This window comes from Tabrizicola sp. T74, from assembly GCF_057219935.1.
Genome location: NZ_JBXVVT010000001.1, coordinates 712925 through 727752, shown reverse-complemented (window position 1 = coordinate 727752; position 14828 = coordinate 712925). Strand labels below are relative to the sequence as shown.

General features: G+C 65.5%; 18 protein-coding genes. 14 read left to right on the top strand and 4 right to left on the bottom strand.

All coding sequences use genetic code 11. From position 1 onward, the window contains the following. Nucleotides 1–63 precede the first annotated feature (63 nt). Entirely contained in the window at nucleotides 64–1707 is a 1644-nt protein-coding gene (locus AC2EAL_RS03790; RefSeq protein ID WP_484722836.1) for an electron transfer flavoprotein-ubiquinone oxidoreductase, read from the bottom strand. Nucleotides 1708–1986: 279 nt separating this feature from the next. Between AC2EAL_RS03790 and greA the strand changes: the two genes are divergently transcribed. The 14 genes from greA (at nucleotide 1987) to ureG (ending at nucleotide 11114) form a co-directional block, all read left to right on the top strand. Further along, the gene (gene greA, locus AC2EAL_RS03785; protein WP_484722835.1) at nucleotides 1987–2457 is read left to right on the top strand and encodes a transcription elongation factor GreA; all 471 of its coding nucleotides are present in this window, start codon (nucleotides 1987–1989) and stop codon (nucleotides 2455–2457) included. A gap of 8 nt (nucleotides 2458–2465) precedes the next feature. Then, entirely contained in the window at nucleotides 2466–3512 is a 1047-nt protein-coding gene (locus AC2EAL_RS03780; protein ID WP_484722834.1) for a hypothetical protein, read from the top strand. 147 nt (nucleotides 3513–3659) lie between these two features. Continuing rightward, entirely contained in the window at nucleotides 3660–4310 is a 651-nt protein-coding gene (locus AC2EAL_RS03775) for a peroxiredoxin (protein ID WP_484722833.1), read from the top strand. Between the two features lie 140 nt (nucleotides 4311–4450). After that, nucleotides 4451–5296: an urease accessory protein UreD gene (locus AC2EAL_RS03770; protein ID WP_484722832.1), complete on the top strand. Its 846-nt coding sequence runs from the start codon at nucleotides 4451–4453 to the stop codon at nucleotides 5294–5296. Further along, nucleotides 5293–5595: an urease subunit gamma gene (locus AC2EAL_RS03765; protein ID WP_484722831.1), complete on the top strand. Its 303-nt coding sequence runs from the start codon at nucleotides 5293–5295 to the stop codon at nucleotides 5593–5595. Before AC2EAL_RS03770 ends, AC2EAL_RS03765 begins: the two co-directional genes overlap by 4 nt. A 9-nt stretch (nucleotides 5596–5604) precedes the next feature. Continuing rightward, nucleotides 5605–5775, top strand: a complete 171-nt coding sequence (locus tag AC2EAL_RS03760; RefSeq protein WP_484722830.1) for a hypothetical protein — start codon at nucleotides 5605–5607, stop codon at nucleotides 5773–5775. After that, a complete protein-coding gene (locus tag AC2EAL_RS03755; protein WP_484722829.1) occupies nucleotides 5772–6080 on the top strand; it encodes an urease subunit beta in 309 nt (102 codons plus the stop codon). Before AC2EAL_RS03760 ends, AC2EAL_RS03755 begins: the two co-directional genes overlap by 4 nt. A 63-nt stretch (nucleotides 6081–6143) precedes the next feature. Continuing rightward, a complete protein-coding gene (locus AC2EAL_RS03750) occupies nucleotides 6144–6959 on the top strand; it encodes a cyclase family protein (protein ID WP_484722828.1) in 816 nt (271 codons plus the stop codon). Continuing rightward, on the top strand, nucleotides 6959–7354 hold the full coding sequence (locus AC2EAL_RS03745; protein WP_484722827.1) for a carboxymuconolactone decarboxylase family protein: 396 nt from the start codon (nucleotides 6959–6961) through the stop codon (nucleotides 7352–7354). Before AC2EAL_RS03750 ends, AC2EAL_RS03745 begins: the two co-directional genes overlap by 1 nt. Next, nucleotides 7354–7668 carry an antifreeze protein gene (locus tag AC2EAL_RS03740; protein ID WP_484722826.1) on the top strand — a complete coding sequence of 105 codons (315 nt, stop codon included), beginning with the start codon at nucleotides 7354–7356 and terminating at the stop codon, nucleotides 7666–7668. Before AC2EAL_RS03745 ends, AC2EAL_RS03740 begins: the two co-directional genes overlap by 1 nt. A 10-nt stretch (nucleotides 7669–7678) precedes the next feature. After that, nucleotides 7679–9388: an urease subunit alpha gene (ureC, locus tag AC2EAL_RS03735; RefSeq protein WP_484722825.1), complete on the top strand. Its 1710-nt coding sequence runs from the start codon at nucleotides 7679–7681 to the stop codon at nucleotides 9386–9388. Nucleotide 9389: 1 nt separating this feature from the next. Then, on the top strand, nucleotides 9390–9875 hold the full coding sequence (locus tag AC2EAL_RS03730) for an urease accessory protein UreE (protein WP_484722824.1): 486 nt from the start codon (nucleotides 9390–9392) through the stop codon (nucleotides 9873–9875). Continuing rightward, on the top strand, nucleotides 9868–10494 hold the full coding sequence (locus AC2EAL_RS03725; RefSeq protein ID WP_484722823.1) for an urease accessory protein UreF: 627 nt from the start codon (nucleotides 9868–9870) through the stop codon (nucleotides 10492–10494). The genes AC2EAL_RS03730 and AC2EAL_RS03725 overlap by 8 nt, the downstream gene beginning before the upstream one ends. Continuing rightward, complete coding sequence (gene ureG / locus AC2EAL_RS03720) at nucleotides 10491–11114, top strand: urease accessory protein UreG (protein WP_484722822.1); 624 nt, start codon at nucleotides 10491–10493, stop codon at nucleotides 11112–11114. Before AC2EAL_RS03725 ends, ureG begins: the two co-directional genes overlap by 4 nt. 52 nt (nucleotides 11115–11166) lie before the next feature. Here ureG and pnp read toward each other — a convergent pair whose 3' ends face one another. From pnp to trxA, 3 genes are all read right to left on the bottom strand, one after another. Next, nucleotides 11167–13308 carry a polyribonucleotide nucleotidyltransferase gene (gene pnp / locus AC2EAL_RS03715; protein WP_484722821.1) on the bottom strand — a complete coding sequence of 714 codons (2142 nt, stop codon included), beginning with the start codon at nucleotides 13306–13308 and terminating at the stop codon, nucleotides 11167–11169. A gap of 173 nt (nucleotides 13309–13481) precedes the next feature. Beyond that, the gene (locus tag AC2EAL_RS03710) at nucleotides 13482–14429 is read right to left on the bottom strand and encodes an NAD(P)H-binding protein (protein WP_484722820.1); all 948 of its coding nucleotides are present in this window, start codon (nucleotides 14427–14429) and stop codon (nucleotides 13482–13484) included. Nucleotides 14430–14496: 67 nt separating this feature from the next. Further along, entirely contained in the window at nucleotides 14497–14823 is a 327-nt protein-coding gene (gene trxA / locus AC2EAL_RS03705) for a thioredoxin (RefSeq protein ID WP_484722819.1), read from the bottom strand. Between the last annotated feature and the right edge of the window lie 5 nt (nucleotides 14824–14828).

Here is a 14828-nt window from a genome sequence, read left to right as displayed (position 1 = left end):
CCGACCTTGCGGCCGGGCCCCGTGGATCGGGACAAGCTTTCGTGAGTCGCCCTTATGCGGGCGTCACATGTTGGGGTAGTTCGGGCCGCCACCGCCCATCGGGGTGGTCCAGTTGATGTTCTGCGACGGGTCCTTGATGTCGCAGGTCTTGCAGTGGACGCAGTTCTGGAAGTTGATCCGGAAGGTGGCATCCTGGCCCTCGCCCAGCACCTCGTAGACGCCGGCGGGACAATAGCGCTGGGCGGGTTCTGCGTATTTCGGCAGGTTGACGGCGATGGGGATGGACGGGTCCTTCAGGACGAGGTGGGCGGGCTGCGCCTCGTCGTGGTTGGTGAAGGAGAAGGCCACGTTCGTGAGCCGGTCGAAGGAGAGCTTGCCGTCGGGCTTGGGGTAGTCGATCGGCTTGAAGTCGCGGGCCTCGCCGGTGGCGGCGGCGTCGGACTTGCCGTGCTTCAGGGTGCCGAAGGCGGTAAGGCCGATGGTGTTCAGCCACATGTCGACGCCGCCGCCCATCAGGCTGGCGACGAGGCCGTAGCGCGACCAGAGCGGCTTGACGTTGCGGACCTTCTTCAGGTCGCGGCCGATGGCGCCGGTGCGGACTGCGGTTTCATAGGCGGTGAGTTCGTCTTGGGCGCGGCCCGCGGTGATCGCCGCATGGGCGGCCTCGGCGGCGGCCTTGCCGGAGAGCATGGCGTTGTGGTTGCCCTTGATGCGGGGGACGTTGACGAGGCCCGCCGAGCAGCCGAGGAGGGCCACGCCGGGCGCGACCATCTTCGGGATCGACTGCCAGCCGCCCTCGCTGATCGCCCGGGCACCGTAGGCCACGCGCTTCCCGCCCTTGAGGAGTTCGGCGACCATCGGATGGTGCTTGAAGCGCTGGAACTCCATGTAGGGGTAGAGGTGCGGGTTTTCGTAGTTCAGGTGGACGACGAAGCCCACGTAGACCTGGTTGTTCTCCAGGTGATAGATGAAGGACCCGCCGCCAGCGTTCTTGCCGAGCGGCCAACCCATCGTGTGGGTGACGGTGCCCTCGCGGTGCTTGGCGGGGTCGATCTCCCAGATTTCCTTCATGCCGAGGCCGAACTTCTGCGGGCAGTGGCCTTTCGAGAGGTCGTACTTGGCGATGACCTGCTTCGCGAGGCTGCCGCGCACGCCTTCGGAGAGGAAGACGTACTTGCCGCGCAGCTCCATGCCGGGTTCGTAGGAGGGGCCGGGCTCACGGGTTTCGGGGTCGCGGCCGAATTCGCCGGCGACGACACCCACGACCTTGTCATCCTCGAACACAAGCTCGGAGCAGGCCATGCCCGGGAAGATCTCGACGCCCAGGCCTTCTGCGACACCGGCCATCCAGCGGCAGACGTTGGCCATCGAGACGATGTAGTTGCCGTGGTTCGACATCAGCGGCGGCATCGGCCAGTTCGGGATGCGGACCTGACCGGCTGGGCCGAGAAGGTAGAAGTTGTCCTCTTTCACCTCGGTCTTGATCGGTGCGCCCATCGACCGCCAGTCGGGCAGCAGCGCATCAAGCCCCGAGGGGTCCAACACAGCGCCGGACAGGATATGCGCGCCGACCTCGGAGCCTTTCTCCAGCACGACGACCGAACGGTCCGGGTCCAGCTGCTTGAGCCGGATCGCCGCCGACAGGCCCGCAGGCCCCGCGCCAACGATCACGACGTCATAATCCATCTTCTCGCGCTGAACGGTCATTGGCTTCCTTCCCGGGCGGTCCCACCCACCCTGAACCCTGGCTTTTTCGCGGCTTCCCTGTTGCCGCAGCGGCGACCCAAGGTCAACCGTGACGCAACAGCACGGGATCCACAGGCGCATCCCCCGCAAAACTTTCTGTCTTTGCGACGACCGCCTGTCGCCCATGCGCGGCATGACCCCTTGCATTTGCGCATTCCATCGGGTGAGGTGAGCCGAGCCTAGCCCGAAGTCATGGATCGCGCCTCGATCCGTGACTTCTTCTTTTACTGTGGAATGCCGATGGAAAAGATCCCGATGACCCGGCGCGGGTTCGATGCGCTGGATGCGGAACTAAAGCAGCTGAAGACGGTGGACCGTCCGGCGATCATCCGGGATATCGCGGAAGCCCGCGAACATGGTGACCTTTCGGAAAACGCCGAGTACCACGCTGCGCGGGAAAAACAGGGCTTCATCGAGGGCCGCATCAAGGAGCTGGAAGGCACCCTGTCGCTGGCGGACGTCATCGATCCTTCCAAGCTGTCGGGCGCGGTCAAGTTCGGCGCGACCGTGACGCTGGTGGATGAAGACAGCGACGAAGAGAAGACCTTCCAGATTGTCGGCGAGGTCGAGGCCAACATCGAGAACGGGCTGCTGAACATGCGCTCGCCGCTGGCCCGCGCGCTGATCGGCAAGGAAGAGGGTGACAGCGTCGAGGTGAAGACCCCGGGCGGGACCCGATCCTATGAAATCCTGTCGATCCGTTACATCTGATCTGGGGGGTGACCCAGGTGAAACCGGTGATCGAACCGCCCAGAGGTGACAACGGACTTGGCTCCGGCCCCTTGGCGCAGCTGAACGACCGTCCGAGCCGAAGCATGGAGATCGGCGGCATCGCGCTGAGCCTGGTCTGGGTCATCCTGATCCTGGTCTATGTGCTGATCACGCCGCCCGGCAGCGAGACGCGGACGCTGGGCTTGATCATGACGCTGCTGATGGTCTTTCTGCCCATCGCGCTGATCTGGGCCGTTGTCATCACGCTGCGGTCGATCCGTGAGCTGCGGGCTGAGGCAAAGCGGTTGCAGGCTACGGTCGATGCCATGCGGTCAAGCTATGTGCAGGCCCAGTCGCAGGCACAGCCGTCAGGGTTGAAGCCATCGGTCGAAAAGAAGATCGATGAGATCGCCGCCTCGACCAAAGAGGCGCAGACCGTGCTGGCGACGTTTACCTCGCGCCGGGATGCCGCGTTGTCGGTGCCTTCGGCGGATCGCAAGGCCGCGCTGGTCACCCCACAGCCGGAACCATCCGTCGAAGAGCCGACGCTGGCGCTCGGCACCCCGCCGGAGGAGTTCCGCCCACCCCTGTCGGTCGCGAACTTCATCCGGGCGCTGCAGTTTCCCGAAACGCCCGAGGACAAGGAGGGTTTCCGCGCCCTGCGCCTCGCGCTGGAGGACCGGACCTCGGCCAAGCTGATCCGCGCGGCGCAGGATGTGCTGACGCTGCTCAGTCAGGACGGCATCTATGTCGACGACCTGCAGCCCGACCTGTGCCACCCAGAGGTCTGGCGGCGCTTTGCGGGCGGAGAGCGGGGACGGTCGATCGCTGCGCTGGGCGGGATCCGCGACCGCGCCTCGTTGACCTTGACGGCGGCGCGGATGAAGTCGGATCCGGTCTTCCGCGATGCGGCGCACCACTTCCTGCGCACCTTCGACAAGACTTTCGCGGCCTTTGAGCCAAACGCCAGCGATGCCGAGCTTGCCGATCTGGCCGATACGCGAACGGCACGCGCCTTCATGCTGTTCGGACGGGTGACAGGGACCTTCGACTGACGGCCCCTTATGGGACAAACCTGTTGTCTCTTCGCCCCTGAGTGGAACGGTTTTCCTATTTGCCCAGCCAATCACGCGGGGGGATGAAACCCTGTTCTTTTGGGCCTATGTTCCGGCCAGCAGGATTCCAACCGCATGAGGTTCCCCATGGCCATCCGCATCAACGACATCGCCCCCGATTTCACCGCCGAGTCGACCGCCGGAACGATCAAGTTCCATGAGTGGCTGGGCGACAGCTATGGCATCATCTTCAGCCATCCGCGCGACTTCACCCCGGTCTGCACCACGGAATTCGCCGCCGTGGCCCAGCTGGCGGCGGAATGGAAAAAGCGCAACACCAAGGTCATCGGCGTGTCGGTCGACAGCGTGGAAGACCACGGCAAGTGGAAACGCGACATCGAGGCGTTCGGCGGCGCTCCGGCCGATTTCCCGATCATCGACGACACCAGCCTGACCGTCGCCAAGGCCTATGACATGCTGCCCGCCGACTACTATCTGCCGACCGAGGGGCGGACACCCGCGAACTCGGCCACGGTGCGGACGGTCTATATCGTCGGGCCGGACAAGAAGATCCGCCTGTCGATGACTTACCCGATGTCGATCGGCCGGAACTTCGCGGAAATCCTGCGCGCGCTGGACGCGGTGCAGAAGACCGATGGCGTGCCGCTGGCGACCCCCGCGAACTGGGTGCCGGGGCAGGACGTGATCGTTGCGCTGGCGCTTAACAACGATCAGGCGAAAGAGCGGTTTGGCGAGTTGGACATCAAGCTGCCCTACCTGCGCTTTGCCAAGGTGTAAGCAGACCGCCTGATAATTGGGCAATCCGCCCGATTTCAGGGCAGGAAAGGGGTCGAGTCGCGCAGGCGGTCTCGGCCCTTTTGCTGCCCGCGCGATCCGGTTTGCGGGCGGTGCGGCGCGGTCCCTAGAACAGGGGCATCATGCCGCGCGACTGCCTTGCACCACAGACGATCCGCCAGCGGGCCTTTGGCCAGGCCTATGTCCGGCTGGGGCTGCGGGGTCCGGTGACGCGGCTGGCGGATTTGCGGCAGGAGGGCTCGGCCCGGGCGATGCTGCCCAGGTCGGCTCCGGAGTGGCCGGAGGTGGTGTTCCTGAACACCTCGGGCGGGCTGACCTCGGGCGACCGGATCGGGTTTGCGCTGGCTTTGGGCGATGGCGCGAAGGTGCAAGCGACGACGCAGACGGCGGAACGGGCCTATCTGGCGTTGGAGGGTCCGGCGCGGTTGACCGTTGCGATGACGGCGGGTGCGGGTGCGGACCTCGTCTGGGCGCCGCAGGAGACGATCCTCTTCGAAGGCGCGGACCTGGAGCGGCGGACCGAGATCGATCTGGGCGACGGGGCGGCGTGCCTGTTGTCCGAGATGGTGGTGCTGGGGCGGCGGGCGATGGGCGAACGCCCCAGCGCGGCCCGGCTGACGGATCGGCGGCGGGTGACGGTGCGCGGGCGGCCCCTGTGGGTGGAGCAACTGCGGCTCGACGAAGGCGCGCTGGCTATGGCCGAGGGCGCGGCGATCCTGCACGGCGGCGCGGCCTTTGCGACGCTCGCCTTCTGCGGGCCGGGGCGCGAGGCGGCGGTGGATAGCTTGCGCGCAGTTCCGGTGCCCGAGGGCGTGACGGCAGCGGTCTCGGGCTGGAACGGGCGCTGCCTGATGCGCGCCGTGGCTGTCGAGCCTTGGCCGTTGAAAGTTTATCTGGGCGCGGTGCTGGCGCGGCTGACGGGCCGCCCGTTGCCGCGTGTCTGGCAGATGCAGGGAGTGAACCCATGAACCTGACCCCGCGCGAGAAGGACAAGCTGCTGGTGTCGCTTGCCGCGATGGTTGCAAGGGGCCGCCTGGCGCGCGGCGTCAAGCTGAACCACCCCGAGGCCATCGCGCTGATCACCGATTTCGTCGTCGAAGGCGCGCGGGATGGGAGAAGCGTGTCGGACCTGATGCAGGCCGGTGCCCATGTCATCACTCGTGAGCAGTGCATGGCGGGCGTGCCCGAAATGATCCACTCCGTCCAGGTCGAAGCCACCTTTCCCGATGGCACCAAGCTGGTGACCGTCCACCACCCGATCCGCTGAGGTAACCCGATGAAACGACTGACTTTCCTCCTCGCTGCTCTCGCGTCTCCGGCGCTTGCCCATCCGGGGGACCACGGGGGTAGCGGGCTTGTGCACTTCCTGACCCAGCCGGATCATCTGGCGATCCTGGCGCTGGCTGGGCTGGTCGTGGCTGTCGTGGTCTACCGGGTGCGGCGATGATCCCCGGGGAAATCCTTGCCGCCGCGGGCGAGATCGAACTGAACGCAGGCGCGCTGGTCACCGTCTTGATGGTCGCCAATACCGGGGACCGACCGGTGCAGGTGGGCAGCCATTACCACTTTGCCGAGACGAACCCGGGCCTGTCCTTCGATCGCGATGCCGCGCGGGGCCAGCGGCTGGACATTCCGGCGGGGACAGCGGTGCGCTTTGAACCGGGGCAGTCGAGGGAGGTACGGCTGGTTCCGCTCAGCGGCGCGCGCGTTGTCTACGGCTTCAACCAGAAAGTGATGGGCCCGCTGGAATGATGCTTGACGCGAGGGAAGCGCGTGTCGACGCTTCGATCTCCGCATCAACAGGGAGATCGACCGATGTGTGACGCCTGCCTGATCGAAAACATCAAATACTCAATGCTCTCGCGCCGCGCGCTGTTCACTGGGGCTGCCGCGACCACTGCCGCCGTCGTTGCCAGCGGCCTGACCACGGCGAAACCGGCGCTGGCGCAGGCGTCGGGTAAGGTCGTGGACCTGACCCATGCCTATGACGGGGCCTTCCCGACCTTCGACGGCAACCCGGGCATCCTGTACGAGCCCGCCGTCAAGTTCGCCGACTCGGGCTACCAGCTGTGGAAGCTGACGATCTTTGAGCACACCGGAACCCATATCGACGCGCCCTTGCACTTTACTGCTGATGGTACCTCGGTCGCCGACCTTGCGCCCGAAAAACTGGTCTGCCCGCTGTGCGTTCTGGACCTGACCGCCAAGGCCGCAGAGGACGCCAACGCGATGGTCGAGCCGGAAGACATCGAGGCCTGGGTTTCGGCCAATGGCGAGATCCCGGCCGGGTCCTGCGTGGCGATGAACTCGGGCTGGGCTGCCAAGGTCGGAGATCCTCTGTACCGCAACACGCCCGACGGCAAGTTCGCCTTCCCGGGCTTTTCCAAGGCCGCGACGGACATGCTGGCCGGGATGGATGTTGCCTGCATCGGCGTCGATACGCTGTCGCTCGACCCCGGTAATTCCGCTGATTTCGCGGTGCATTTCTCATGGCTGCCGGGCGGGCGCTTCGGGATCGAGAACATGGCGAACCTCGACCAGTTGCCGGCGACGGGTGCCACGGTGTTTATCGGAGCGCCGAAGCACAAGACCGGCACCGGCGGCCCGGCGCGCGTGATGGCGGTGGCGTGATGGCGGTTGTCCCCCTTCTGCGGGATGAAGAGGCGGGGGCCGAGGCCCTCGCCGTCTTCGATGACATCCGGGCCAAGCGGCAGACCGATTACGTCAACAACTTCTGGCGCGCACTGGCGCATGATCCTGCCCTGTTGAAAGCGACCTGGGATCGGGCGCAGGCCGTCATGGCCCCGGGCGCCTTGGACCCGCTGGTCAAGGAGTTGATCTACATCGCGGTTTCCACTGCAAACGGCTGCGATTACTGCGTCCATTCCCACACGGCGGCGGCCAAGGCGAAAGGCATGACATCGGCGCAGCATGGCGAGCTTCTGTCGGTGATCGCGCTGGCCAGCCAGACCAACGCCATTGCCACGGCGCTATCCGTCCCCGTCGACGAAAGGTTCCAGGCCTGATGCATCCCCTGTTCAACCCCATCGAGATCATCCGGCTGCAGATCAAGACGGCCCTCATGCTGGCCGAGGCGCAGATGGTGATCGGCATGCGCCTGATGGGGATGGCGGGGATGTGGCGTGTCCAGCCGTCGGAAAACGCCCGGATGGTCAGCGAAAAACTGGTCGCCGCGCAGGACGCGAGCTTGGCCGCGACCCGTGCGGCCCTGAGGGGCAAGTCGCCCGCTGTCATTGCCGACCACGCCCTGAAACCTATCCGCCGCCGGACCAGTGCGAATGCCAAGCGCCTGGCCCGTCGCGGCCCCGGCACACCGTGAGGGACTGACCATGGCCTACCGCATCGCCCGCGCCGACTATGCCGCCATGTATGGCCCGACCACGGGTGACAGGGTTCGTCTTGGGGATACCGACCTGATCATCGAGGTCGAGCGCGACCTGACGACCTATGGCGAAGAGGTCAAGTTCGGTGGCGGCAAGGTGATCCGCGACGGGATGGGGCAGTCCCAGGTGCCGCGGTCGGGCGGGACTGTAGATACAGTCATCACCAACGCGCTGATCGTCGACTGGACCGGTATATACAAGGCTGACGTGGGCCTGCGCGACGGATTGATCCATGCCATCGGCAAGGCCGGGAACCCGGATACCCAGCCGGGCGTGACCATCATCATCGGCCCGGGGACCGAGGTCATTGCGGGCGAAGGGCGCATCCTTACCGCGGGCGGGATCGACGCGCATATACACTTCATCGCCCCCGGTCAGATCGAGGACGCGCTGCATTCCGGCGTGACGACGATGCTGGGCGGCGGGACCGGCCCGGCGCATGGGACTTTGGCCACGACCTGCACGCCGGGGCCCTGGCACATCGGGCGGATGCTGCAGGCTTTGGATGCCTTCCCGATCAACTTCGGCCTGTCAGGGAAGGGCAACGCGAGCCGCCCCGAGGCCCTGGTCGAGATGGTCAACGCGGGTGCTTGTGCGTTGAAATTGCATGAAGATTGGGGGACGACGCCCGGCGCGATCGACTGCTGTCTTTCGGTCGCAGACGATATGGACGTGCAAGTCATGATCCATACCGACACGCTGAACGAGAGCGGGTTCGTCGAAAACACTCTGGCTGCGATCAAGGGCCGGACGATCCACGCCTTCCATACCGAAGGTGCAGGGGGCGGACATGCCCCGGACATCATCAAGGTGGCGAGCCATCCGAACGTGCTGCCGTCCTCAACCAACCCGACGATGCCCTACACGGTGAACACCATCGAAGAGCATCTGGACATGCTGATGGTCTGCCACCACCTGGATCGCTCGATCCCTGAGGACGTGGCCTTTGCCGAAAGCCGCATCCGGCGCGAGACCATTGCGGCCGAGGACATCCTGCATGACATGGGGGCGTTTTCGATCATCTCGTCGGACAGCCAGGCGATGGGCCGGGTGGGCGAGGTCATCACCCGGACCTGGCAGACCGCGCACAAGATGAAGCAGCAGCGCGGGCGGCTGAGTGACGAGACGGGGGACAACGACAACCTCCGCGTCCGCCGCTATGTCGCGAAATACACGATCAACCCGGCGCTGGCGCATGGGTTCAGTCAGCATATCGGCAGCGTGGAGGTCGGCAAACGGGCGGACCTGGTCCTGTGGTCTCCGGCGTTTTTCGGGGCCAAGCCCGAGATGGTGCTGGTCGGCGGGTCGATCGCGATGGCGCAGATGGGGGATACCAATGCGTCGATCCCGACGCCGCAGCCGGTGTTTTCGCGGCCCATGTTCGCGGCCTTTGGCCGGTCTGTGGAGCGCGGGGCGGTGCTGTTCGTCAGCCAGGCGGCCGAGGCTGCGGGGGTGGGACGTGAGCTTGGGCTGCGGAAGGACCTGGTGGCGGTGAAGGGGACGCGGACGGTGACGAAGGCGGATCTGAAGCTGAACAACGCGATGCCGCAGATTGAGGTGCATCCCGAGACCTATGAGGTGCGGGCGGATGGCGAGCTGCTGACCTGCGCGCCCGCTACCGAACTCCCCTTGGCGCAACGCTATTTCTTGTACTGACATGCCGTTTCCCTTGCCCGCCCGCACGCATTTGCCGAAAGACCAATGGACCGGCCCAGCCGCCACGGTGACCTTGTCCTACGACGAACGCTTTCTGCGCCGGAAGCGGCTGATGACCGATGCCGGGGAGCCGGTGATGGTCGACCTCGCGCAGACGACGAACCTGGAACCCGGCGACGCGCTGAAGACGGACGATGGTCGGCTGGTCGAGGTGCGGGCGGCGGATGAACCCGTGGTACGGGTGACGGGGCCGAACCTTGCGCGGCTCGCCTGGCATATCGGCAACCGGCATACGCCGTGCGAGGTGCAGGAGGGGTGGCTGGTGATCCGGCAGGACCATGTGCTGGAAGGCATGCTGGTCGGGCTGGGGGCGAAGCTGGAGCGTGTGATCGGTCCGTTCCGCCCGGAAGGCGGGGCTTATGGGCATGGGCGGACCCTGGGTCACGACCACGGGCCGCATGGCTTCCCGCTGGCGCATCATGGCTGACCTCGACCGCCTGCGGCTGACGCAGATCCTCTCGCCCGCCTTCCCCATCGGGTCCTTTGCGCATAGCCAAGGGCTGGAATGGGCGATCTCGACCGGCGCGGTGCGGGACGGGGCGGGGATGGAGGCCTGGGTTGCGGCGGTGATCCAACGCGGGTCGGGCTTTGCCGATGCGGTGTTCCTGTCGATGGGGCGTCAGCCGGGAGCGGACCTTGGGGCGCTGGCCGACCTGTACGAGGCGTATATACCGGCCATTGGACGGCGGTTGGAGGCGGCGGAGCTGTCCAGCGGCTTCCGCGCCCTGACGGATGCCACGGCGCCGGACCTGCCATATGTGCTTGTTTTGGCGAAGGAAACGGCGTCTATACAGGTGCCAGAAGTCGAGGTTCTAGGCCTGTATCTACAGTCGCTCGCGGTGCAGCTTCTCTCGGTCGCGGTCCGTTTCATGCCAATGGGCCAAGCCGAAGCGCAACGGATTCTGGCAGCGCTCGCCCCGGTGATCGCCGACGCGGCTGAGCGCGCTTCTGGCGCAGGGGAAGAGGAGCTGTACACCTTCTCCCCGGGCGCGGACATTGCGGCGAAGGCGCAGGAATTTATGGAAACGAGGATATTCCGGTCATGACCTCCCCCAACGGCCCCCTCCGCGTCGGCATCGGTGGCCCGGTGGGCGCGGGCAAGACCACGCTGACGGCGGCTTTGTCGCGGGTTCTGGCACCGCAGCTGTCGATGGCAGTCATCACCAATGACATCTACACCCGCGAGGATGCCGAGTTCCTGATGCGAGCCCAAGTCCTGCCGCTGGACCGGATCAGGGGCGTTGAAACCGGCGGCTGCCCGCATACGGCGATCCGGGAAGATGCCAGCATCAACCTGGCAGCGGTCGCGGACCTGCGGGCGGTGCATACGGACCTGGATCTGATCCTGATCGAGTCGGGCGGCGATAACCTCGCCGCGACCTTCTCGCCGGAACTGGCCGACCTGACGATCTATGTGATCGACACGGCGGCGGGGCAGGATATCCCGCGCAAGAAGGGACCGGGGCTGATGCGGTCGGACATCCTTGTGGTGAACAAGACCGACCTTGCGCCCTATGTCGGTGTTGATCTGGAGATGCTCGAATCCGACGCGGCGAAGGCGCGGGCGGGGCGGCCTTTCGTCCTGTCCGACCTGCGGAGTGGCAAGGGTCTGGAGCGGATTGTCGGCCTGCTTGCGGAACTGGGCGGGCTGGACGTCCACGCATAGAAAAAGGCCCCAGGGTCTCCCCCAGGGCCTTGGTCTGACGTCGAAAAAGGCCTCAGCCCTCGGCGGCTTCTTCCTTCTTCTCGGTGATTTCCTCACCGGTCTCCTGATCGACCATCTTCATGCCAAGGCGCACCTTGCCACGGTCGTCAAAGCCCAGAAGCTTGACCTTGACCTCCTGGCCTTCCTTCAACAGCTCGTTCGGGTGGTTCAGGCGCTTGTTGGCGATCTGGGACACGTGCACCAGACCGTCGCGCTTGCCGAAGAAGTTCACGAAGGCGCCGAAGTCGACCAGCTTCACCACCTTGCCGGTGTAGATCTGGCCCTCTTCGGGTTCCGCCACGATCGACCAGATCATGTCGTAGGCCTTCTTGATGGCCTTCTGGTCGTTCGAGGCGATCTTGATCTGGCCGTCGTCGTTGATGTCGACCTTGGCACCCGAGACTTCGACGATCTCGCGGATGACCTTGCCGCCCGAGCCGATCACTTCGCGGATCTTGTCGGTCGGGATCTGCATCGTCTCGATCTTCGGCGCGTACTCGCTGAAGCCCTGCGGCGCGCTGATGGCCTTGGCCATTTCGCCCAGGATGTGCAGACGGCCGTCTTTCGCCTGGGCAAGAGCCTGCTTCATGATCTCCGGGGTGATCCCGGCAACCTTGATGTCCATCTGCAGCGAGGTGATGCCAGCGGCAGTGCCCGCGACCTTGAAGTCCATGTCGCCGAGGTGGTCCTCGTCGCCCAGGATGTCGGTCAGGACCGCCCAGTCACCGTCCTCTTCCAGCACCAGACCCATGGCCACGCCAGCCACGGGGGCCTTCAGCGGCACGCCCGCATCCATCATCGACAGCGACCCGCCGCAGACCGACGCCATCGAGGAAGAGCCGTTCGATTCGGTGATCTCGGACACGACGCGGATGGTGTAGGGGAAGTCAGTCGGAGCCGGGAGAACCGCCTGCAGTGCGCGCCAGGCAAGCTTGCCGTGGCCGATCTCACGACGACCGGGCGAGCCCACGCGGCCAACCTCGCCGACCGAATAGGGCGGGAAGTTGTAGTGCAGGAGGAAGTTGGAGCGGTAGTTACCATTCAGCGCGTCGATGATCTGTTCGTCTTCGCCGGTCCCGAGCGTGGTGACGACGAGGCCCTGGGTTTCACCCCGGGTGAACAAAGCCGAGCCGTGCGCGCGCGGCAGAACGCCGGTTTCGCAGACGATCGGGCGGACGGTCTTGGTGTCGCGACCGTCGATCCGGGCGCCTTTCTTGACCACGTCACCGCGCAGAACCGCCGATTCCAGCTGCTTGATCGCCGGGTAGAGGTTCGGGTTGGCGGCGTCTTCTTCGTTCATCTTCGCCTTGATCGCGGCGACCGCGGCCTCGATCGCGGTGGTGCGTTCCTGCTTGTCGCGCAGCGCAAAGGCGGCGCGCATCAGGGACTCGCCAGCCTTCTTCACCTTGGCATAGAGGTCCGAGAAATCGGGCGGCGAGAAGTCGTAGGGTTCCTTGGCCGAGGTCTCGGCGAAGTCGATGATCAGGTCGATCACCGGCTGCATCTGCTGATGGCCGAAGACGACGGCGCCGAGCATTTCCTCTTCGGTCAGCTCGTAAGCCTCGGATTCCACCATCATCACGGCGTCCTTGGTGCCGGCGACGACGAGGTCCAGGCGCTGTTCGGGCTTCATGCGCAGCTGCGTCATGTCGTCCATCGCCGGGTTCAGCACGTACTGGCCGTCGACAAAACCAACGCGGGCCGCGCCGATCGGGCCCATGAACGGCACGCCCGAGACGGTGAGGGCGGCGGAAGCTGCGATCATCGCCACGATGTCGGGGTCATTCACCAGGTCGCAGGACAGCACGGTCGCCATGACGAGCACTTCGTTGCGGAAGCCGTCGACGAACAGCGGGCGGATCGGACGGTCGATCAGGCGAGAGACGAGCGTTTCCTTTTCAGAAGGACGCGCCTCGCGCTTGAAGAAGCCGCCGGGGATCTTGCCGGCTGCATAGTACTTTTCCTGGTAGTGAACGGTCAGCGGGAAGAAGTCTTGGCCCTCCTTCGCCGATTTCGCGAAGGTCACGTTGGCCATCACCTGGGTCTCGCCCAGCGTCGCGATCACCGAGCCATCTGCCTGGCGCGCAACTTTCCCCGTTTCCAGAGTGAGCGTTTCGTTGCCCCACTGGATCGATTTCTTGGTCACATTGAACATGTATCGTTTCCTCTGAGGACCCGGCCCCTGCCGGTGCCCTCGTTATCCGGCGGCCCCATTGCCGCCCTTCCCCCGTATCCTTTGCATGTGCCCCGGGGGCGGGCCGCACGTCTCAGATGGCGGGGGCCATACAGGAAAAGTCTTGCCAATGAAAGAACGGATGCGGGGGCCGGTCAGAAGATCGCATGCGCCCCGCGGTCATCCGCAACCTCGCCGCGGAGCATGGCGGCGTAGTGGTCTTCAAGGCGGTCAGTGCCGAATTCGGGGGTGGCGTCCGCGTCGTAGGACTGGGTGGCGGGGTTCCAGACCAGCATGGACTGTGTGGCATAGTAGCGCCCGATACGCGCCAGCCCGGCGCGGGCCGCAAAGCGGGGCGAGACGGTGCCAAGGGCAGTGAGGACCGCGATGATCCCGGTCATCAGAGCGACAGGGACTTTCTTCACTGGAACGGGTCGATCAAAGAGAGCGGCAAGCATTGCGGCCTGGTCCAAGGGCGTGATCGCGGGACCGGGGCCTCCGATGGGCAGGATGCGGTTACGCTTGTCGGGGTCGGTCAGGGTCAGCGTCAGGAACCGCGCCAGATCGGCGTCCGAGATCGGCTTGCAGGCCGTGAGCTTGCCATCACCGAACACCAGGAACGGCCGGTTTTCCTGCACGCGGGCGACTTGGCCGGAGAGCGATTTGAAGAAGGCGGTGGGGCGGACGATGGTCCAGCCGATTGGGGCGGCCTGCAGTTCCGCCTCGAACGCCAGCTTGGCGCGCTGGAACTCCAGCAGCGGCTTCTGCACGCAGATCGCGGAGAGGAGGGTGAAGTGCTGAACACCCGCTGCTACGGCAGCCTTCAGCGCGGCGGAGTTGGCGGCGTGGTCGACGGCCCAGGCGTCCTGCGACGCTCCGGTGCGCGAGGCGAGGCAGGAGACGACGGCCTCGATGCCGGTCATGACGGCGGGAAGCGCTTCGGGGAAATCTCCCCTTATCACCGTGCAGCCAGGCAGGAGGCTGGCGTCGGCCATGGGACGGATCAGCGCGGTCACCCGATGCCCCTCGGCCCGCAGCGCCCGCGCCGTCGCCCGACCGATGGTGCCGGTGCCGCCGAGGAGGAGGACGTTCAGACTGACCATGCCGCCAGAATGCAGAACGCCCGGCCTCTGGCAAGGCCGGGCGTCGTAGGTTGCAATCGGGCCGGGATCAGATCGCCGACTTGATCCAGTTTTCCAGAGCGGCTTTGGGCGCTGCGCCGACCTTGTTCGACACGACCTGGCCGTCCTTGAACATGAACAGCGCCGGGATGCCGCGCACACCCAAAACGGCGGGGCTGTCGGGGTTTTCGTCCACGTTGACCTTCACGATCTTGACCTGACCGGCGTATTGCGAGGCCAGTTCCTCAAGCGCCGGGCCGATCTGGCGGCAGGGGCCGCACCATTCGGCCCAGAAATCCACGACGACCGGAATAGGCGACTTGCGGACTTCGGCATCGAAGGTGGCGTCGGTGACGGCGACTGTGGCAGCGCCCATGATCG

Coding starts and splice junctions, on each gene's coding strand:
- AC2EAL_RS03725 (WP_484722823.1), top strand. CDS start 9,868: ATGGCTGACCTCGACCGCCTGCGGCTGACGCAGATCCTCTCGCCCGCC.
- AC2EAL_RS03765 (WP_484722831.1), top strand. CDS start 5,293: ATGAACCTGACCCCGCGCGAGAAGGACAAGCTGCTGGTGTCGCTTGCC.
- ureG (WP_484722822.1), top strand. CDS start 10,491: ATGACCTCCCCCAACGGCCCCCTCCGCGTCGGCATCGGTGGCCCGGTG.
- greA (WP_484722835.1), top strand. CDS start 1,987: ATGGAAAAGATCCCGATGACCCGGCGCGGGTTCGATGCGCTGGATGCG.
- AC2EAL_RS03745 (WP_484722827.1), top strand. CDS start 6,959: ATGGCGGTTGTCCCCCTTCTGCGGGATGAAGAGGCGGGGGCCGAGGCC.
- AC2EAL_RS03770 (WP_484722832.1), top strand. CDS start 4,451: ATGCCGCGCGACTGCCTTGCACCACAGACGATCCGCCAGCGGGCCTTT.
- AC2EAL_RS03755 (WP_484722829.1), top strand. CDS start 5,772: ATGATCCCCGGGGAAATCCTTGCCGCCGCGGGCGAGATCGAACTGAAC.
- AC2EAL_RS03760 (WP_484722830.1), top strand. CDS start 5,605: ATGAAACGACTGACTTTCCTCCTCGCTGCTCTCGCGTCTCCGGCGCTT.
- AC2EAL_RS03775 (WP_484722833.1), top strand. CDS start 3,660: ATGGCCATCCGCATCAACGACATCGCCCCCGATTTCACCGCCGAGTCG.
- pnp (WP_484722821.1), bottom strand. CDS start 13,308: ATGTTCAATGTGACCAAGAAATCGATCCAGTGGGGCAACGAAACGCTC.
- AC2EAL_RS03710 (WP_484722820.1), bottom strand. CDS start 14,429: ATGGTCAGTCTGAACGTCCTCCTCCTCGGCGGCACCGGCACCATCGGT.
- AC2EAL_RS03750 (WP_484722828.1), top strand. CDS start 6,144: ATGTGTGACGCCTGCCTGATCGAAAACATCAAATACTCAATGCTCTCG.
- AC2EAL_RS03740 (WP_484722826.1), top strand. CDS start 7,354: ATGCATCCCCTGTTCAACCCCATCGAGATCATCCGGCTGCAGATCAAG.
- AC2EAL_RS03790 (WP_484722836.1), bottom strand. CDS start 1,707: ATGACCGTTCAGCGCGAGAAGATGGATTATGACGTCGTGATCGTTGGC.
- ureC (WP_484722825.1), top strand. CDS start 7,679: ATGGCCTACCGCATCGCCCGCGCCGACTATGCCGCCATGTATGGCCCG.
- trxA (WP_484722819.1), bottom strand. CDS start 14,823: ATGGGCGCTGCCACAGTCGCCGTCACCGACGCCACCTTCGATGCCGAA.
- AC2EAL_RS03730 (WP_484722824.1), top strand. CDS start 9,390: ATGCCGTTTCCCTTGCCCGCCCGCACGCATTTGCCGAAAGACCAATGG.